Here is a 19,420-nt window from a genome sequence, read left to right on the forward strand (position 1 = left end):
GAAAGTGAGTAATATATATTGTATCATAAATGAGATTGTGGTATACCATAAATAGCAACAAAATCGTTAGACGACTAGGGAGGATCTACATACAATGAAATTTTATTTGGACACCGGCAATGTGGAAGAAATCAAAAGAATCGTAAAGCTCGGTCTGGTCGACGGAGTGACGACGAACCCGAGTCTGATCGCTAAAGAAGGCCGCGTATTTAAAGACGTTATCAAGGAAATTTGCGCCATTGTGGAGGGTCCCGTAAGCGCTGAGGTTATCGCACTCGACGTGGAAGGCATGCTGAAGGAAGCGCACGAAATCGCGCAATGGGCGCCGAACGTGGTCATCAAGCTTCCAATGACGGAAGCGGGTCTTGAAGCGACTCACCAGCTTTCCAAGGAAGGCATCAAGACGAACGTGACTCTGATCTTCAGCGTAGCGCAAGGCTTGCTCGCGGCAAAAGCAGGAGCTACTTATATCAGTCCTTTCGTCGGACGTCTTGACGATATCAGCGTAGACGGGATGGCGTTGGTTAGAAATCTCCGTCAAGTGCTGGACCAGTACGGATTGGCCTCCGAGATTATCGCCGCAAGCATCCGCCATGTGGGCCACTTCGAACAGGCGGCGCTCGCAGGCGCGCATATCGCTACGATTCCAGGCTCGCTTCTTCCCGTATTGTGGAAGCATCCTCTCACGGACAACGGCATTGAGCGCTTCCTGAAGGATTGGGAGAAAGTGGCTAACCTGCAAGGCTAATGAGTTGCGATAAGTCGCAGAGGGAGTGAGCTGGCTATCGAACTTACGGTGAGACAAATCGCGATCATCGATCTCGTCAAGAAGCAAGCCCCTATCACAGGCGAGCAGATCGCGGAATATTTGGGAATCAGCCGTCCGACCATCCGGTCGGACTTGTCTGTGTTAGTGATGCTCGGCTATATCGACGCCAAGCCGAAGGTCGGGTACTTTCTGGGCAAGACGATGACGACGGAGGGGCGGCACAGCGAGAAGGTCTTGAATCTCAAGGTGAAGGACGTCATGAATCGCCCGGTAGTGATCGTAGAGACCGCGACGGTGAACGACGCGGTCATTGCTTTGTTCGTGGAAAATACCGGCTTCCTGACCGTTACCGATGAGAACGGCGTGCTTACGGGAATGGTTTCCCTCAAGGATCTGTTGAAGGTGACATTGGGCAATCCCAATGCCGCAGCGATACCGATCAGCATGGTTATGACTCGGGTTACGCGCCTGATCTATGCGACTCCGGAGGATTCCTTGCTTGAAGCGGCCAGAAAAATGCTGGACCATCAAGTCGGAGGGCTGCCGGTCGTGAACGACGGCGGAGATCGTTCCCGGCTTGACGTTGTCGGGAGAATTACGAAAACCAACATGACGCAGGCGTTGGTAGACTTGACCTCTGGTTTTATCGTGGAGTAGGGGGAAGAAAGATGTCGGAACATCGGCAGAAAGTCATATTCGTTTGTTCGGATGCCGTAGGGGAAACCGCCGAAGCGGTGGCGAAGGCTACGGCCCGACAGTTCGCGACCGAGCAGGTCAAGATCAAGCGGTACGGCAACATCAGGCACGAGGATGAGATCAAGTCCATCATTATGGAAGCCAGCTTGAGCGACGGCTTTATCGCATACACGCTCGTACAGCCGGAACTTCGCGATACGATGCGCGAGGAGTCGATTCGGTTGGGCGTACGGGCTGTGGATGTCATGGGCCCGATGATGCAGGCTTTTATCGATACATTTAACGATTCGCCGAAATATAAGCCGGGTTTGCTTCACGAGATGGACGAGAATTATTACCGTAAGATCGAAGCCATCGAATTTGCGGTCAAATACGATGACGGCAAGGATGCTCGCGGGCTACTGCAGGCTCAGGTCGTGCTGGTCGGCGTATCCCGTTCCTCCAAAACGCCGCTTAGCATTTACCTCGCTCACAAAGGCATCAAGACGGCCAACTATCCGCTCACGATCGAGGTCAAGCCGCCTCAGGAGCTGTTCACCGCCTCCAACCGGCTGGTGGTCGGATTAACGATGCAGCCGGAAAGACTGCTCAAGATTCGCAGCGAAAGGCTGAAGGCGCTAGGGCTGCCCAGTCAAGCCAACTATGCCTCCATGGAACGCATAGAGAAAGAGTTGAAGTTCGCCTCCGAAATTATGGAGCGGCTTAAGTGTCCGGTTATCGACGTTTCCGAGAAAGCGATCGAGGAGACGGCGGGACTCATTATTGAGCTGTTGACTCACTAAGTGTCTGGAGACGCCGGCAATCGCATCCATACAGCTCGGCAGATTAAGCAAGTCCGGAATGCGGCCGTGCAGGTCGCGCAAGACCCCATTCCGGACTTCAATGGCGCCTTTCCATTCGGTATGTCCGATCCCCGCAATTCCTCAGGCTCTCCTTTTCCAAGCATTGCATTTGCAATTCTCCCATGTAAATCTCCCTGTCAAACGTCTGAGAAAATGTCACATTAACTCGTCCGAAATGTCATGTTCAAGTGGTGCCGAGGCGACTCATCAGAGCGCATCGACATAGCGATTATGTTGAGAATACAGGACGCCATGGGAATTGCCCTTGCTTGTGGTATGCTGGATGCCTGCTCCGTGCTGGTCGTTAGTTCGACTTTGCAGCGCTACTCTTCTCCTCACCTGCTCCGTGCTGGCCGTTAGTTCGACTATGCAGCACTATTCTGCTCCTCACCTGCTCCGTACTGGCCGTTAGTTCGACTTTGCAACACTATTCTGCTCATCACCTGCTCCGTGCTGGCCGTTAGTTCGACTTTGCAGCGCTACTCTTCTCCTCACCTGCTCCGTACTGGCCGTTAGTTCCACTTTGCAGCACTACTCTGCTCCTCACCTGCTCCGTGCAAACTCTGACTCAATGACTCCTGACTCATGGTGACCTGATTTCAGAACAGCCATAGGGTGACATGATCACAGCATAACGACACCCATGTAAATCGTTCTTGACAGCTTCCAATGTAAGCGATAACATATGGGTGAAAGGATTTGAAAAGGTTTTCAAGAAGAAGGGCGATGCGCATGAGAAAGCCTACGATCAAAGACGTAGCCAAGCTGGCCAAAGTGTCGATCAGCACCGTATCTCGGGTCATGAATTCGCCGGGCTCCGTCATCGAAAACAAAAGAAATGCGGTGTTGGCGGCCATTGAGCAGCTGGAATATAAACCGAACGCGCTCGCCAGAGGGCTGATCTACAAAAAGACGAATACGCTGGGCGTCGTGATTCCCGATATCCGCAATCCTTATTATGCCGATATTCTTCGCGGCATGGAGGACGCCTCCAAGAGATTGGGCTACAACTTGATCATCTGCAACACCGATCGCGACAAGAAGCGCTTATTTTCTTATTTGAACAGCTTCTACGAACGCCAGGTCGACGGGATTCTCTATACCAGCGACCCGGTCTACCCGGATTACTACAATGAGCTCATGCGACTGAAAATACCGGTTATGCTGGTATCTACGCATTCGATGGAATACGAGCTGCCTTCTGTGAAAATCGACGACGAGCAAGCCGCGTACGATGCGGTCGCCTATCTGATCGCCTCCGGGCACCGGAAGATCGGGATGATCGGCTTTGACCTTACGGACAGCATAGCCGGACTGACGCGTTACCACGGCTTCATTCGCGCGCTTCGGGAGCACGACCTGGACGAATGCAAGAGCAATATCGTCTATGTAAACGACTGGTCCTATGATACGCCGGATGCGGCCGCCCAGCTCATGGCGAAGTGTCCGGACGTAACGGCTATCTTCACGGCATCCGACGAGCTGGCGATGGGGCTGCTTTGTTATCTGAACGAGCGGGGAATTTCCGTACCCGAGCAAATTTCCGTCATCGGCTTCGATAACATTCGTTTATCCCACATTATGATACCGAAGCTGACTACCGTCGCGCAGCCGAGTTACCGAATCGGCAGCCGGGCGGTGGAGAAGCTGAATACGATTATCGAGCAGGGGGAGGATACGGTGCTGCGCGAGTATTTACCCCACGAGATCATTGTCAGAGCTTCGACGCGCTCCTGGAGAGGATAGCTTTTCGCATCATTTTGAAAAGCTTTTCAGAAAGATGAGAACGCTTTCGTTACAGGCTAGCCGCATCAAAACCGGATCCCCGCAGTATGTATAATCTCAATGCGGAATTCATCAAGCGCAAAGGGACACACGCAGATCGCCTAATGATGCCGGATTGGCCGCGTCGGATTGATATTCTGTCAAGGAGGTGTAATAGAAGATAGAGAGAAGTCAAGCTTTCTTAGCATCACTTCATTCACATCCTAGATCTGAACTTTCGAATGACAAATTCCAAAGGGGCTGATTGGATTGAAAAGATGGAACAAAACGGGAATGCTTCTTACTGCGCTTATTCTAATGTTAACGGTAGTGCTTGCGGCCTGCGGGAAAAATAACGAAAATACGCCGGCGTCCTCAAGCCCGCCTGCCAGCTCTCCGTCCGCCAGCACGGAGCCGAGCGCTTCCGCGGAGCCGAGCGCGTCAGGCGGCACATCCGCACTGGATGAAGCTTTGGCCGGTAAATATAAAGGCACGAAGGTGACGATGTTCGGTCCGTTCACGGATGCGGACGAAGTGAAATTCCTGGAAGCGATCAAGGACTTCGAGGACAAGACGGGCATCGATATCCAATACGAGGGCTCCAAGGAATTCGAAGCGACGATTTCCATCCGCGTTGACGGAGGAAGCGCGCCGGACATTGCGGACTTCCCGCAGCCGGGCTTGCTGCAAACCTTCGTTAAATCGGGCAAGGTCATCGATGTGGCTTCCTTCATGGATATGGAGCGTCTGAAGGGCAACTACAATCAGAGCTGGCTGGACATGGCTACGATGGCGGGACCGAGCGGCGACGTGATGGCCGGCATTTGGGCTCGCAGCAGCGTCAAAAGCTTGGTCTGGTATCCGAAGAAGGCTTTCGAGGAAGCGGGCTACACGGTTCCGAAAACCTGGGAAGAATTAATGGCGCTTACCGAGCAGATCGCCAAGGACGGCGATCCTGCGTGGGCCATCGGCATCGAGAGCGGCGCGGCCACGGGCTGGCCGGCGACGGACTGGATCGAGGACATCATGCTCCGTACGACAAGTCCGGAAAATTACGATAAGTGGGTAAAGGGAGAGCTGCCGTTCACGGATCCGGTCGTCAAGAACGCGTTCCAGAAGCTGTCCGACATTTGGCTGAACAAGGACTACGTATACGGCGGCGCAAAATCGATCGTGACCACCAGCTTCGGCGATTCGCCCAAGGTGCTGTTCGACAATCCGCCTAAGGCGTGGCTCCACCGTCAAGCCAGCTTTATTACGAGCTTTTTCCCGCAGGATCTGAAAACGGGAGAGGATTACGACTGGTTCTATCTGCCTCCGATCGATTCCCAATACGGCAGTCCGGTGCTCGTAGCGGGCGATATCTACGCCATGTTCAACGACCGTCCGGAAGTGCGCGCCGTCATGGAGTTCTTCACCACTGGAGAATCCCTGAAGACTTGGATCCAATCCGGAGGGATGGTCGCGCCGATGAACGACGCCAAGCTGGAATGGTACCCTACCGATGTGGAGCGTCGCATGGCCGAGCTGGCCCAGCAGGCGACAACGCTCAGATTTGACGGCTCCGACCTGATGGCGGGCTCCGTCGGAGCGGGGACGTTCTGGAAAGGCGTGACCGACTATGTGAGCGGTACCGTCGACCTGGATCGCGCGTTGGAGGAAATTCAGGCCGGCTGGAAGCAATAAGCCCAAAAGCAGACTGAGGAATCGATTGAAAGCGATAATGCGGAGGGTCCTGCAGGGCTGAGCTTGCGCGGCCCTCCGTTATTCATCGAAGGGAGCAGACCTTATGACAACCTCCGCGGCAAGGCCTGCCGAGAAAGCCAAATCGCAGGTTGCGTTAAACGCGATGGCCACCTTCCTCGTCCTTGCTTTGAACATCGCGCTGCACGCCGGAATATTCGTGTTCCTGAGAGACAGCTCGATGAACCCCGTGCTCTACGCCATTCTGGCGATTGCTTGGGGCGTGGGCGGCGTATACCTGATCTACTGGTCATTGAACTGGACGGTGGAACGGTATTCGGACGTGTGGAGGAGAAGAATCCAGCCTTATTTGTTCGTCGGTCCGGCCTTTCTGCTGCTGAGCTGGCTATTGCTTATTCCAACGGTCCGCACCTTGTACATGAGCTTCATGGACGCAGGATCAGAGAAATTCGTCGGCTTCGCCAATTACGCCGCGATCTTCACGAATCGCCTGCTATTGACGGCGCTGAGAAACAATCTGATATGGGTAGCCTTCGGGGCAACCGCCTGTATCGTGCTTGGTCTGCTGATCGCGGTGCTGGCCGATCGGAGCAGCTTCGAGAAGTTGGCGAAAGCGATCATCTTCCTGCCGATGGCGATCTCGTTTGTTGCGGCCGGCGTCATCTGGAAATTTATTTATTATTATCAGCCGGGCGACGAGCAAGTAGGTCTGTTGAACGCCATCGTGACGGCGTTCGGCGGAGAGCCGCAAGCATGGACGAGCATGCTGCAGCCGTGGAACAATCTGTTTCTGGTCGCCATTCTTGTCTGGATGCAGACAGGCTTTGCGATGGTGATTTTCTCCGCGGCGCTGAAAGGCGTTCCCGAAGACATGCTGGAAGCCGCGAGAATGGACGGAGCGGGGGAAGTCCGGATTTTCTTCAAAATCATCGTTCCGTACATTAGCACAACGATCCTGTCGGTTACGACGACGATTATCGTATTTACGCTCAAAATCTTCGACGTCGTCATGGTCATGACGGGCGGCCAGTACGATACCGAGGTCGTGGCGACGCAGTTTTACCGGCAATTTTTCATGTATCGCAACTTCGGCTACGGCTCGACGCTGGCTATTGTGCTGCTGATCGCCGTCATTCCCGTCATCGTATTCAACTTGCGGCAAATGCGCAGACAGGGGGGATTTTGATGGCGCGCAGATCGAGAAGAACCCGCTCCAAAACCGTCGTCAACGTCGTTCTGGCGTTCATCTGCCTGATCTGGCTCGTTCCGACCGTAGGTCTGTTCATCTCTTCGTTCCGTCCCGCGACGGAAATTCTGAAGAGCGGGTGGTGGACGGTATTTCCGCATAAGGAGAACGTAGCGAAGGACACGATTACTCTTCCGAAGGACACGGATCTGAGGCAGCCGATCGAAGTGAACGGGACTTCGTATTCGGACGAGGAGCTGAAGGGCGGAGTCAAGGCGCCGGACGGATCCCTGCTCGTGTGGGAGAACCGCAGGGCAAGAACGATTCAGGTGCAAGAATCGGGCTGGACGATGAACACTAGCTTTACAACGGAAAACTATGAAGGCGTGCTGACGGGCAAGCAGTACCGGATTACGGATACGGACGGCACCGTAAAGACGAAGAAGGGGAACGGGCTTTCGCGGGCGTTCCTGAATACGCTGACCGTCTCGATTCCCGCTACCCTCATTCCGATTCTGATCGCGACCTTCGCCGCCTATGCGTTCGCATGGCTGAAATTCCCGATGAGAAAAACGATGTTCGTCGTCGTGATCATGCTGCTCGTCGTACCGCTTCAGGTGGCAATGATTCCGGTACTGCGGGATTATACTTCGCTGGGATTGAACGGAACCTTCCTGGGCGTATGGATTGCTCATGCCGGGTTCGGCCTGCCGCTCGCAACCTATTTTATGTATTCTTACATTAGCCAGTTGCCCAAGGATCTGTTCGAATCGGCATTCATGGACGGCGCTTCGAATTTTACGATCTTCACCAGGCTTATCCTGCCGTTATCCGTGCCTTCCATCGCCTCGATCAGCATCTTCCAGTTCTTATGGGTATGGAACGACTATCTCGTCTCGCTTGTATTCATCGGGAATCAGCCGGATGTTCAGGTGTTATCGATGAAAATCGCCGACATGGTCGGAACGAGGGGCAACGATTGGCATTTGCTTACTGCCGCCGCATTCGTGTCCATGCTCATGCCGCTGGCCGTATTCTTCGGCTTGCAGAAATATTTCGTGCGCGGGCTGATGGGCGGTTCGGTCAAGGGCTAATACGACACGAAAAAGCCTGAGTCTCTCGGGGGAGGCAATCTCTCCCTCGGTACACTCAGGCTTTCGTTATGTCGTTCGACCCTGAGCCGGGGCCTAACGATCGAGCAGTTGACGAATCATCTGTTGCTTGCGTTGGGAGCATGGCAGACGTTTGGAGGTGTCGTCGAATAAGAGGTGTTGCTCGCCCATGACCGAGATATTCCGGACGTTGACGTAACAATCGGATGAAACACGGAAGAAGGTTGCGGAGTCATCGATCAAGCGATTTCTTTCGTCGGCGGACATTCTCTTTTTAATATTATAATTCCGTCCGTGAAAGCTGATTAAGCCATGCGTGCCGACCTTGAAGAACAAAATGTCTTGACGCGGCTCGAAATCCTCGTACACATTTTTCTCTTGAAGCGCTGCATTCATCGTTCCAGTCCCCCTTAGAATGATGTAGCTTTGATAGCGCTTTCAGTATAACATAATTTTTAAGGATTTGGGAGACTTCCCGAAAAAAATTATAAAATTTCACAAACGAGAGCAAGAGCCTCGCGAATCGCGGCCCCGGTTAAGGGGCCGTTCCATGTCGCAAGGCTCTTTCAATTAGTTCACGCGCACGCGAATCACGTTCCAGGAGGCGCGGTTCAATTGGGCGCGAACGGTAAAGCCGTCCGCAGCGGCGTTGCCGCCTTCATGCGGCTTCACGCGGTCGGGCCGGGCCGCCGTGTTCGCGGCTTTCAGATCGCCGCTTTCCAGCACGAGATGGCTGATCACTTCGCAAGAGCGGAAGCTTCTCAGATCGACGTCCAGCGGCAGGGCATTGTCCAGATCCCGGTTGACGGCGAAGATCGTCACCTCGCCGGCCTCTTCGTTGTAGACGGCGATCGTCTCCAGGTAGGGAATGTCCGTAATTTCCTTCGTGTCGTATTTCGGAGATTGCACGAGCGGCACGAGAGCCTGTCCCCGCCCGAATACGGAGGCGTGCATATACGGATAGTAGATCGTTTGGGCCCAGGCCGCGCCGCCGTTCTCGGTCATGATCGGAGCAATGACATTGACGAGCTGGGCGAGACATGCGACCTTGACGCGGTCGGCATTCTTGAGCAAGGCGATCAGCATGCATCCGACGACAAGCGCGTCTTCCATCGTGTAGACGTCTTCCAGCTGCGGCGGGGCGATTTGCCAAGGATCGATTTTTTTGTCGGCATCGTTGGAGTGGAACCAGACGTTCCATTCGTCGAAGGAGAGCTGCATCTTCTTTTTGCTTCTTTTCTTCGCTTTCATGTAGTCGCAGGTGGCGACAATGCTGCGAATAAAGTCCTCCATCTCCAGCGAGCGCCCGAGGAACGTAGCCGTATCATTGTCGGCGTTGCCGTAATAGGTATGCAAGGACAGGTAATCGACATGGTCGTAGGTGTGGTCGAGCACGGTGGCCTCCCACTCCGGATAGGTCGCCATGAATTTGCCGGAGCTTCCGCAGGCAACCAGCTCGATGGAAGGATCGACCCATTTCATCACCTTCGCCGATTCGGCGGCAAGACGTCCGTACTCGGTAGCCGTCTTGGCTCCGATCTGCCATGGGCCATCCATTTCGTTGCCGAGGCACCAGGTCTTGATTCCGTGAGGCTCCTTAAAGCCATGTCCGATCCGCATATCGCTCCAATAAGAGCCGGACGGATGATTGGCGTATTCGACGATGTTGCGCGCTTCGTCGACGCCGTGCGTTCCCAGATTGATCGCCCACATGACGCTGGAGCCTGCGACGCGAGCCCAATCGACGAACTCGTTCAGGCCGAACTGATTCGGTTCAACCGTGCGCCAGGCGAGCTCCAGCCGGCTTGGACGCTGATCCTTCGGACCGATGCCGTCCTTCCAATCGTAGCCGGAGACGAAGTTGCCGCCCGGATACCGGATGATCGGCACCCGAAGCTGGCGAATCAAATCCAGAACGTCCTTGCGATAGCCTTGTTCGTCCGCTTGGGGATGACCGGGCTCGTAGATTCCCCCGTATACCGCGCGGCCCAAATGTTCGATGAACGAACCGTAAAGACGGTCGTCGATCTGGGAAATGACAAAGTCCTTGTCGACAATAAGGGAGGCTTTGTGTGAAGACATGCGGCGATCTCTCCTTGAAGTTAAATTAATAATAATGTTAATCGATTAACACATAAATCTTTTCAAACCCTATTTAACATGAAACTTATCTGAAAAGCAAGACATAATTCCCGATCTTTGATTGCGCTTTTTTGAATTTACATCTATATTAATTTAATGAAGATGCTAGTCGGGGAGGGATGGGTCATGATCAAAGCGAATACCGACCGCAAATGGCTGCCTCTCTATGAGGCGCTTGCCAGCGAGGTTCGGCTCAAGATCCTTGACCTGCTGGCGGATAAGCCGATGAATCTGAAGGAAATCGCGGAGAGCCTGTCGCTGAGCAGCGCAATCGTGACGATGCATGTGCGCAAGCTGGAGCTTGCCGGATTGATTGCGACGAAGATGGTTCGCCGTCAGGGCGGCACGCACAAAATCTGTTCCCTGTCGGAGACTGCGGTCGAGATCGCGCTGCCCAATGCGGAGACGCAGGAGAGGACCTATTCGGAGCACTTCATTCCGGTCGGGCATTATACGTCCTTCGAGGTGTATCCGACTTGCGGTCTCGCGACCCGCGAGAAGCTGGTCGGGGAATTAGACGATCCCCGCTACTTCCTCGATCCCGAGCGGGTGAACGCGGCGATCCTCTGGTTCGGCGAAGGCTATGTGGAATACAAGACGCCGAACTATCTGCTGCCCAGCCAGCGGCCGGACGAGCTCGAGATCACCTTCGAGATCGCTTCCGAGGCTCCGGGAGCGAACGAGCAGTGGCCCTCGGACATTCGCTTTTACCTGAACGAGATTCTGCTTGGGGAATGGACAAGTCCGGGCGACTTCGGCACGCATGCGCGCGGCCGGTTTACGCCCGACTGGTGGAACCCGCATATGAACCAGTACGGACTGAGGAAGGTGCTTCGCGTCAACGGCGAGGGAACCTACATGGACGGCAATCGCATTTCGGATGTCCGTCTGAACGAGCTGCAATTGGAGAAGCGCTTCTGGACGCTGCGCTTCGCGGTGGAGAAGGACGCGGCCCATGTCGGAGGCTTGACTTTGTACGGAGCGGGCTTCGGCAATTATAATCAGGACATCCAATTCAGGGTGTATTACAGCCAGAGGAGATAATGAATGCCATGATCAATCGCAAAATTACCCCATCCGAGAGCGGCAAGAGGCTGCATCGGTTTCTGCGGAACCTGATGCCTAACCTTCCGCTGGGACAAATCTATAAAATGATCGACAGCGGGAAGGTTAAAATCAACGGGAAACGCAAAAATCAAAATTACGAGCTCGCCGCCGGGGACGAGCTGACGATCTATGTGGAGGAGTCGGCGTACAAGGAAGCCAGCATCGGCCAGAAGAAAGCGAAGTATGTCGGCGTGAACGCCAACATCGACGTTCTGTACGAGGATGGGGAGCTCCTGGTCGTGAACAAGCCGGTCGGCATGCTTACGCACCCGGATCAGGCGGATCAGAAGGACACGCTGGTCAATCGCGTTCATGCCTACCTGTACCGCAAGGGCGAGCTGGACAGCCCTCTCTTCATGCCTGCTACGGCGAACCGGCTTGACCGGAATACGAGCGGCATCGTGCTGATCGGCAAAACCGCCGGCATGCTGCATCAGTTAAACCAGTGGATACAGAAGCATGAGCTGCAGAAATTTTACGTGACTCTCGTCGAAGGACGCTTGACGGGAGAGGGGCAATTGAAGGATAGTCTCGTACGGGACGAGAAGGGCAACCGCACCCGAGTGGTCGGCGAGGGAACAAAGCTTGCGCTAGACGGGGGCGAGGCGAAGGCGATGACGGCGGAGACGCGCTATCGCGTTCTGGATACGGGGGAGGCATACTCTCTTGTCGAGATCGAGTTGATCAGCGGACGTACGCATCAGATCAGAACCCATTTTCAACATATCGGACATTCGCTGCTCGGGGACATCAAATACGGAGGCCGGAGATTCGGGGACGTCAACCACCAGCTGCTGCATGCCTGGCGCATCGTCTTGCCGGACGGCAGGGAATTCAAGGCTCCTCCGCCGGCGCAGATGCGTACAGTCGCGGAGCGGACAGGGCTGCGATTCGAGGCGTAACGACAAGCCGAAGTCGAATATTGGCGACAGGCAGAAAAAAATGGCTTGACAACCCTGAAAGCGCATTACATAATTGCATTATAAATATAGAACGACGTTCTATAATACAGAACGAGAAAGGGGAAGGGGGATCTCGGCGTGGAAGAATCTAAAGTAAAGTCGTTATCCAAAGCTTTGGACGTTCTGGAGTGTTTCTCTATCGAGCAGCCGGAGCTCGGGATTACGGAAATCTGCAACAAGCTCGGACTCTATAAAAGCAATGTGCACAATATCGTCGCAACGTTCGAGAAGCATGGCTATCTGACCAAAAATCCGCTCAACAACAAGTATAAGCTGGGTTTGAATATTTTGAAGCTCAGCAACATCATCAGTAGCAATCTTCACGAGAGAGATTTTATATTACCGCATATCAAGAAGATTGCCAACGAGACGGATGAAATTGTCTATTACGCGATTCTGCACAACAAGCAAGTGCTCTACCTGGACTATGCCTGCACCTCGGGTACGATTATCGAAACCTCTAAAATGGGAGTCATGGCGCCGGTCTACTGCACCGCTACCGGAAAAGCGATCATGTCCTGCTTGCCGAAGCACGATCTCGACAGCTTGATGCAGGATGAGTTCAACCAGTATACCGAGAGAACGATCACGGACAAAGAGCAGATGAGGATCGAGCTGGATAAGTCCCGCAAAAGAGGCTATTCCGTCGATAACATGGAGCATGAATACGGAATAAAGGGCGTCGGCGTGCCGATTCTGGACAGGAAGGGCTATCCGTTCGCGGCGATCAGCGTATCCGGACCGTCCTTGCGGTTTGACGAAGGTAAAGTCGAGTTTTTCGCAAGTTTGTTAAAGCAGCATAAAGAAGCCATAGAGCGGCAATTACCCTGAATTTCTACGGAAGATTAGAGCATTGCCGCTTTTTTTTGATCATTATAAAGAACGTCGTTCTATAATATGGAACAACTAGAAGCATTTGCGTATTGATTTTGCGCGCAGGAGGCAAATCGATGGAGATGGCAAAAAGAAAAATCGGCGACAAATGGATTGCATACGCTTTCATGGCTCCGGCTTTGATCCTTGTAGTCCTCGTATCCTTCTATCCGATAGGCGTCGCAATGAGATGGAGCTTGTACGAAACCGAGTATGTGCGCACGGGAGCCTATGTGGGCGCAGACAATTTCATCTCGATTTTCAAAAATGAAAGCGGTCTCACCAATATTAAAAATTCGTTCGTTTATGTGTTCGGATCGATTCTGATCGTGATTCCCTTAAGCACGCTGCTGGCCGTACTGCTCAATATGAAGGTCAAATTCAGGGTCTGGTTCAGAACGGCGATCATCTTGCCCTGGGTCATCTCCCAGACGGTCACCGCATTGCTCTGGAAATGGCTCATCAATGCCAACTACGGTCCCGTCAACTACATCGTCGAACAACTGGGCGGAACCAAAATCGATCCGCTCAGTACGAGCACGGGGGCGAACATCGCCTTAATCGTCGCCAACGTGTGGAACACGTTCCCGATCGCGCTCATCTTGATTCTGGCCGCCCTTCAGACGATCTCCTCCGAGCTCTACGAGGCGGGAAGGGTAGACGGCGCGACCGGCTGGAAATCGTTCACCCGAATTACGCTGCCGCTCATCAAGCCGACCATTGCCGTGACGCTCATCATGCTGAGCCTTGAGTATTTCAATATGGTTACGCTGATCTATGTATTTACCGGCGGCGGTCCGTTCAGCGCCACGGAAACGTTAAGCCTGAGAGCCTTCAAGGAAGGCTTCGAATATTGGAATATCGGCCTGGGCTCCGCCTTCAGCGTGCTGCTGTTCGCCTTTAACCTGTTGCTCAGCCTGATCTACGTTCGGGCGCTTAAATCCAAAGATTGACCGGCACGCCGGAAAGGAGAGAGAACATGCAAAGCAGGCCAGCATCCCGAGGCAAGCGCTCTAATCTTCTCGTGTATTTCATCTTGATCTGCAGCTCCGCGTTCGCGCTCATTCCGATATTGTGGGCGGTCAGTACCTCGCTCAAGACCGAAGCGACGATCGTTCAATACCCGCCGCAGTGGATTCCGTGGGAGATCACGTTCGACAATTACGCCAACGTCCTGTTTCATTCCAACTTTCCGCAGTATTTCGGGAACAGCATTCTCGTTGCGGCAATTTCCATCGCGGCGTCGCTGTTTATCTCCGCGCATGCGGCGTACGCGGCCTCCCGATTCCAGTTCAGAGGCAAGAAGCTGATTCTGTTTCTGATCCTGATGACCTCCATGATTCCGGGCATCGCCATTCTGATCCCGCTGTATCTGACTTCGGTCAAGGTCGGCTTGTACGATACGTTCGCCGGCATGATTCTGATCTACACGGCCTGGCGGACGCCGATGCTGATCTGGGTGCTCAAGGGCTTCTTCGATTCCGTGCCCAAGGAGATCGAGGAGGCGGCCAAGGTGGACGGATGCTCTCCGCTGCGCACCTTCTACCAGTTGATTCTTCCGGTGTCGCAGCCCGGTCTGGCCGCCGGAGCCCTGCTGTCGGCGATCTATGTCTGGAATGATTTTCTGGTCGCCTTCTCGTTCACGACGAGGGACGAGCTCAGGCTGCTGTCCGTCGGCTTGTACAACTACATTACTCAATACGGCATCAATTGGGGGCAGTTGATGGCGGCGGTCGTCATCTCGGTCGTTCCGGTCGTTGTCCTGTTCATAAGTCTTCAATCGAAGTTCGTCGACGGCTTGTCCGCCGGGGCGGTCAAGGGCTAACGGTGACAAGGGGCATCGCTCCATCACATAACCACTATCCAAGGGGGCAATACCATGAAAAAGTTAGGGGCTGTGCTTGCTATCGTCATGATGCTTGGAACGTTGATTGCTTGCGGCAAATCGGGCAACGACGTTACGTCCCCAAGCTCGTCGGGCGCATCGTCTGGCGGCAATTCCGAGAAAGCGGTCGAGCTGAAGCTGTGGACCTTCCTCAACCCGGAGCAGCAGGACGACCCTCGTTCGGTCGCCTTGAAAAGCATCGTGGACGGCTTCAACGCGAGCCAAGGAAAAATCAAAGTATCGGTTGAAAGCGTTCACTTCTCCAAAATCGATTCCCAAGTCATTCAAGCGGTCGCTTCGGGGGGCGGTCCGGACATTTTGAATGTATACACCGATCTGCTTCGCATGCACGTAGACGCCAAAACGATTCAGCCGATTACCAAATATGCTTCCGAATGGTTAAACAACGAAGGCAAAGGCGATTACATCTATTCGGAAAACCAAATCAAGCTGGACGGAGAAATAATGGCACTGCCATGGGAAGCCCGCGTATTCACGCTGTTTTATAGAAAGGACCTGTACGACGCGGCGGGCCTGAAAGCTCCGCAAACGCTGTCCGAGCTGCTCGCGGCGGCCAAGGCGGTCAAGGACAACAATCGGCTGGGCTTTGCCGTCGGCATGTCCGAAGGGGCCAACGCGGCTTCGTTCATGGAGACGTTCATTCCCATTCTCCGGGCAGCGGGCGGGAAAATGTTCGACACGGAGGGCAGGGCGACTTTCGCCGGCGACGCCGGCGTCAAAGCGATCAACTTCCTGAAGGAAATGGTGGATAGCGGAGCCATGAACAATCAGACGATTTCCATGACTGCCGACGATATTACGAACGGGCTAAAGGCCGGCAACATCGCGACGGGGGTATCGGGCTCCATGCGCGCATCGGCTATCCGGGGCTCCGATACGGGCAAAAACATCCTGACCACTCCCGTGCCGCCGTTCGAGATGGGCCAATCGAGCCCGACGATGGTCGCGGGGCAGACGCTAACGATCGGCGTCAACACGAAGCATGCCGACGAAGCCTGGGAATTCATCCGTTACTATCTCAGCAAGGAATCCCAGATCAAGTGGGCGGAAGCCGGAGTCATGCCCGTCCTGTCCTCCGCTTACGAGGATGCCGCCGTTACCGGATTGCCGAACTACGAAGAGCTGGTTCGTTGGAAGCAGGAGGCGAGCGACAGCGGGCAAATCGTGTTCTACCCGGCGGATTATACGAAGCTGAGCACCGAGCTTGCCAAAGCGGCGCAGAAAATCGTCTTCCAGGGTGCTCCGGCCAAGGAGGCGCTGGAGTCGGTGGCAAACGCCTATAACGCCAACAAGAAGTAAACGGATCGCAGAGGTATTTCGCGGCGCCGTTCCGCGAGCATCCGAAGCGGCGCCGCTTTCATACAAATCAGCTATGCACAGGAGGAAGAGAAATGATCAACAAGGAATATGACGTAATCGTAATGGGCGGCGGACCTTCCGGCTTTATCGCGGCTATTGCCGCGGGAAGAACCGGAGCGCGCACGCTGCTGGTGGACAAGAACGGATTTCTTGGCGGAGCGGCGACTTCAGCGGCACTAGGCCCGATCTCGCCTTTCCATATACGCGACGAGCAGGTGGTCAAAGGCATTCCGCAGCAGTTCATGGACAGGATGGTCGCATACGGCGCGAGCCCGGGCCATTGCAAAGTGTTGGACCCTTACGGCAGCGGGGCATATCTCGGCTTCTTCGACCGTGAAAGATACAAGTATATCGCCTATGAAATGGTCCGGGAAGCGGGCGTGGAGGTGCTCTTCCACTCCGTATACAGCGGTACGATCATGGAAGGCGACCGGGTCGCCGGAGTGAAGGTCGTCAATAAATCCGGGGAAAACGTGCTGAAGGCCAAGGTGGTCGTAGACGCGACGGGAGACGGGGACGTGGCGAGCGGCGCCGGCGCGGAATTCGTGCTTGGACGGGCCAAGGACCGCAAGATGCAGCCGTCTACGCTGATGTTCGAGATGAGCAACGTGGACACGGACAAGCTCTACCAGTATATCCTCGACAATCCGGAAGACTTCGAATGGAAATCCGATGCGGTTCCGGTCAGGGAATATTCCGACAGACTGGTCAGCAAGTATTTCGTCGCGCAAGGCTTCAAGAGGTTCGTGAAGACAGCGATTGAGAATGGAGAGCTGTATATCGGCCGCGATTCAATCCTGCTGCTGAACTCGGTGCATCCGGGCGTGATTCATTTCAATTCGACGCGCGTCATCAACGTGGACGGCACGGATGCCGATTCCAGAACCGCGGGAGAGATCGAAGGCCGCAAGCAGGTCGAATCGATCGTCAAGTTTATGAACAAGTATGTGCCCGGCTTCGAGCAGGCGTTCTTGAGCACGACCGGAAACGAGATCGGCGTTCGGGAATCGCGGCATATCGTCGGCAATTACGTGCTGCAAGCGGACGACGTGATCGAGGGCAGAAGGTTCGACGATGTCATTACGCGCGGGTATTTCCCGATCGACGTGCACAATATGGCGGGCAAAGCCGGCTACGGCGATCCGGAGTCCGCCGGGGCCTGGATCGACATTAAGGATTCCTACGACATTCCCTATCGCTGTCTCGTTCCAGTTAAGGTGGACGGCTTGGTTATGGCGGGAAGATGCATATCGGCGACCAGCGAAGCCCACGGCTCGTTCCGCACGCAAGGCAGCGTCATGGCGATCGGTCAGGCGGCGGGAACCGCTGCGGGACTCAGCGCGATGAAGGGCACTCAGCCGAGAGAGCTGGACATTAAGCAGCTGCAGGACGAATTGCTGCGGAACGGAGCCTCCTTGCGCCGAGACCCGCAAGCCGTGGAGCAAGAGACGGAGAACGCGCAGAAACATGCCGCCGCGTTCTTGAAGGCGAACCCGCGCCATATTACGCCGAATATCGGCAGCGACTCCTCGGCGGTTCGGAAGTGAAGGCCTCCATCGCTCCGGGCATCTGGCCGACGATGATTACGCCCTTCACGGCCGGCGGCGCGGTCGATTATTATGCGCTTGAGCAGCTGATCGAATGGTACATCGCCAGCGGAGTGGACGGCTTGTTCGCCGTCTGCCAGTCGAGCGAGATGTTCGCCTTGAGCCTGGAGGAAAGAGTCAAGCTTGCGGCTTTCACGAAGGCGAAGGCCGCAGGCCGGGTCCCGGTCATCGCATCCGGGCATGTTGCGGACAGCGAGGAAGCCCAGATAACGGAGCTCAAGGCGATTGCCGACACGGGCGTCGATGCGCTCGTTCTGATCACGAACCGTCTGGCTGGAGAGCAGGAATCCGACGACGTCTGGATGAGCAATCTGGAGCGTCTGCTGGCGGAGCTTCCCCCCGACGTACCGCTCGGCTTTTATGAATGTCCGTTTCCGTACAAGCGGCTCATTTCTCCGGAGCTTCTCAAGCGGTGCGCGGATACGGGGCGATTCCTGTTCCTCAAGGATACAAGCTGCGACATCGAGAATATTAAAGCAAAGCTGCAAGCGATCGAGGGCACGGGACTAAAGCTGTACAACGCCAATTCGGCGACGCTGCTGGAGACGCTCAAGCTTGGAGTTGCGGGCTACAGCGGGGTCATGGCTAATTTTCATCCCGGCTTGTACGCCTGGCTGTTCCGGCATTGGCAGGACCGTCCGGAGCTCGCGGAGGAGCTGAGCGATATGCTCAGCATAACGTCCCTCATCGAGAAGCAGCTGTATCCGGTGAATGCGAAATACTATTTAATGCTTGAACGCATAGTCGACAACTGCGGGAGCCGCACGAAAAATCATCGGGAGTTCACGGCAACGAACCGGCTGGAGGTCGAGCAATTGCGCCGTTTGTCGAAGACGCTGGAGGCCCGGTACTCCCTGCAGGCGTTGGGATAGGAATGAGGAAGACAGGATGAATCGTAGCCCGAGTCCTGACCGGGAATAGGCTGTCAGGTTGGCGTGCCGTTCGAATGGACACAAGTTGTACATGGTTTTCCGCGCAGGCCGTTGGTACACTGGAATAAATTCGGCTGAATGGAGGAATCCCCATGCTTGCAACGCCGCTCGGGCGGCTGCGCTTTATCGGAATTTTCGAGGCGGCTTCATTTCTTATCCTGCTATTGATCGCCATGCCGCTAAAGTATTTTGCCGACCTCCCCCAGGGAGTAACGGTGGTAGGCATGGCCCACGGCGTATTGTTCACCTTGTATTTGCTCGCCGTACTGAACGCATTGCTTGCGCGCAAGCTGTCCTGGCTGATGGCGGCGCTGGCTGTCGTAGCCGCGTTTCTGCCTTTCGGACCTTTGATTCTGGATCGCAAGATTCAGAATTGAGCGGGCGTCGTTAACGGCTCGCGTATAACCGACTTTTATAAGCCGATCTTAAGAGAGCTGCCCCAAAGCAACAATAGGGGCG

At 54.8% G+C, this 19,420-nt stretch carries 18 protein-coding genes; 16 read left to right on the forward strand and 2 right to left on the reverse strand.

The genetic code is table 11. The features are described 5' to 3' along the window. Window positions 1–94 precede the first annotated feature (94 nt). The 7 genes from fsa to ACFO1S_RS00425 all read left to right on the forward strand — a co-directional run bounded on the left by fsa (window position 95) and on the right by ACFO1S_RS00425 (window position 8,055). Window positions 95–748 carry a fructose-6-phosphate aldolase gene (gene fsa, locus ACFO1S_RS00395; RefSeq protein WP_204604637.1) on the forward strand — a complete coding sequence of 218 codons (654 nt, stop codon included), beginning with the start codon at window positions 95–97 and terminating at the stop codon, window positions 746–748. A 57-nt stretch (window positions 749–805) separates the two neighbouring features. After that, the gene (locus ACFO1S_RS00400) at window positions 806–1,426 is read left to right on the forward strand and encodes a helix-turn-helix transcriptional regulator (protein ID WP_204604713.1); all 621 of its coding nucleotides are present in this window, start codon (window positions 806–808) and stop codon (window positions 1,424–1,426) included. Between the two features lie 11 nt (window positions 1,427–1,437). Next, window positions 1,438–2,247, forward strand: coding sequence for a pyruvate, water dikinase regulatory protein (locus tag ACFO1S_RS00405; RefSeq protein WP_204604636.1), 810 nt, complete (start codon window positions 1,438–1,440; stop codon window positions 2,245–2,247). Window positions 2,248–3,039: 792 nt separating this feature from the next. Continuing rightward, window positions 3,040–4,053 carry a LacI family DNA-binding transcriptional regulator gene (locus tag ACFO1S_RS00410; protein ID WP_204604635.1) on the forward strand — a complete coding sequence of 338 codons (1,014 nt, stop codon included), beginning with the start codon at window positions 3,040–3,042 and terminating at the stop codon, window positions 4,051–4,053. A gap of 288 nt (window positions 4,054–4,341) precedes the next feature. Next, window positions 4,342–5,757 (forward strand): ABC transporter substrate-binding protein, encoded by a 1,416-nt coding sequence (locus ACFO1S_RS00415; protein WP_378126026.1) that lies wholly within the window; start codon window positions 4,342–4,344, stop codon window positions 5,755–5,757. Between the two features lie 163 nt (window positions 5,758–5,920). Next, complete coding sequence (locus tag ACFO1S_RS00420; protein ID WP_378126032.1) at window positions 5,921–6,961, forward strand: carbohydrate ABC transporter permease; 1,041 nt, start codon at window positions 5,921–5,923, stop codon at window positions 6,959–6,961. Further along, entirely contained in the window at window positions 6,961–8,055 is a 1,095-nt protein-coding gene (locus ACFO1S_RS00425; RefSeq protein ID WP_204604633.1) for a carbohydrate ABC transporter permease, read from the forward strand. Before ACFO1S_RS00420 ends, ACFO1S_RS00425 begins: the two co-directional genes overlap by 1 nt. Before the next feature lie 93 nt (window positions 8,056–8,148). On the opposite strand, the gene ACFO1S_RS00430 is transcribed toward ACFO1S_RS00425, so the two are convergent. Together ACFO1S_RS00430 and arfA are read right to left on the reverse strand one after the other, a co-directional pair. Next, complete coding sequence (locus ACFO1S_RS00430; protein WP_204604632.1) at window positions 8,149–8,469, reverse strand: LytTR family transcriptional regulator DNA-binding domain-containing protein; 321 nt, start codon at window positions 8,467–8,469, stop codon at window positions 8,149–8,151. A gap of 174 nt (window positions 8,470–8,643) precedes the next feature. Next, the gene (gene arfA / locus ACFO1S_RS00435) at window positions 8,644–10,155 is read right to left on the reverse strand and encodes an arabinosylfuranosidase ArfA (RefSeq protein WP_204604631.1); all 1,512 of its coding nucleotides are present in this window, start codon (window positions 10,153–10,155) and stop codon (window positions 8,644–8,646) included. Window positions 10,156–10,341: 186 nt separating this feature from the next. Between arfA and ACFO1S_RS00440 the strand changes: the two genes are divergently transcribed. The 9 genes from ACFO1S_RS00440 to ACFO1S_RS00480 all read left to right on the forward strand — a co-directional run bounded on the left by ACFO1S_RS00440 (window position 10,342) and on the right by ACFO1S_RS00480 (window position 19,338). Next, the gene (locus ACFO1S_RS00440; RefSeq protein WP_204604630.1) at window positions 10,342–11,259 is read left to right on the forward strand and encodes an ArsR/SmtB family transcription factor; all 918 of its coding nucleotides are present in this window, start codon (window positions 10,342–10,344) and stop codon (window positions 11,257–11,259) included. Between the two features lie 8 nt (window positions 11,260–11,267). Continuing rightward, window positions 11,268–12,224, forward strand: coding sequence for an RluA family pseudouridine synthase (locus ACFO1S_RS00445; RefSeq protein WP_204604629.1), 957 nt, complete (start codon window positions 11,268–11,270; stop codon window positions 12,222–12,224). A 138-nt stretch (window positions 12,225–12,362) separates the two neighbouring features. Further along, entirely contained in the window at window positions 12,363–13,115 is a 753-nt protein-coding gene (locus tag ACFO1S_RS00450; protein ID WP_204604628.1) for an IclR family transcriptional regulator, read from the forward strand. Window positions 13,116–13,234: 119 nt separating this feature from the next. Next, window positions 13,235–14,110 carry a carbohydrate ABC transporter permease gene (locus ACFO1S_RS00455; protein ID WP_204604627.1) on the forward strand — a complete coding sequence of 292 codons (876 nt, stop codon included), beginning with the start codon at window positions 13,235–13,237 and terminating at the stop codon, window positions 14,108–14,110. A 26-nt stretch (window positions 14,111–14,136) separates the two neighbouring features. Beyond that, entirely contained in the window at window positions 14,137–14,982 is an 846-nt protein-coding gene (locus ACFO1S_RS00460; RefSeq protein WP_204604626.1) for a carbohydrate ABC transporter permease, read from the forward strand. Between the two features lie 54 nt (window positions 14,983–15,036). Continuing rightward, the gene (locus tag ACFO1S_RS00465) at window positions 15,037–16,362 is read left to right on the forward strand and encodes an ABC transporter substrate-binding protein (protein WP_204604625.1); all 1,326 of its coding nucleotides are present in this window, start codon (window positions 15,037–15,039) and stop codon (window positions 16,360–16,362) included. A 92-nt stretch (window positions 16,363–16,454) separates the two neighbouring features. Next, the gene (locus ACFO1S_RS00470; protein WP_204604624.1) at window positions 16,455–17,969 is read left to right on the forward strand and encodes an FAD-dependent oxidoreductase; all 1,515 of its coding nucleotides are present in this window, start codon (window positions 16,455–16,457) and stop codon (window positions 17,967–17,969) included. Next, window positions 17,966–18,901, forward strand: coding sequence for a dihydrodipicolinate synthase family protein (locus ACFO1S_RS00475; protein WP_378126030.1), 936 nt, complete (start codon window positions 17,966–17,968; stop codon window positions 18,899–18,901). The genes ACFO1S_RS00470 and ACFO1S_RS00475 overlap by 4 nt, the downstream gene beginning before the upstream one ends. Window positions 18,902–19,053: 152 nt before the next feature. After that, on the forward strand, window positions 19,054–19,338 hold the full coding sequence (locus tag ACFO1S_RS00480) for a DUF3817 domain-containing protein (RefSeq protein WP_204604623.1): 285 nt from the start codon (window positions 19,054–19,056) through the stop codon (window positions 19,336–19,338). Window positions 19,339–19,420: the final 82 nt, after the last annotated feature.

This window comes from Cohnella boryungensis (assembly GCF_042651945.1).
GTDB lineage: Bacteria > Bacillota > Bacilli > Paenibacillales > Paenibacillaceae > Cohnella > Cohnella boryungensis.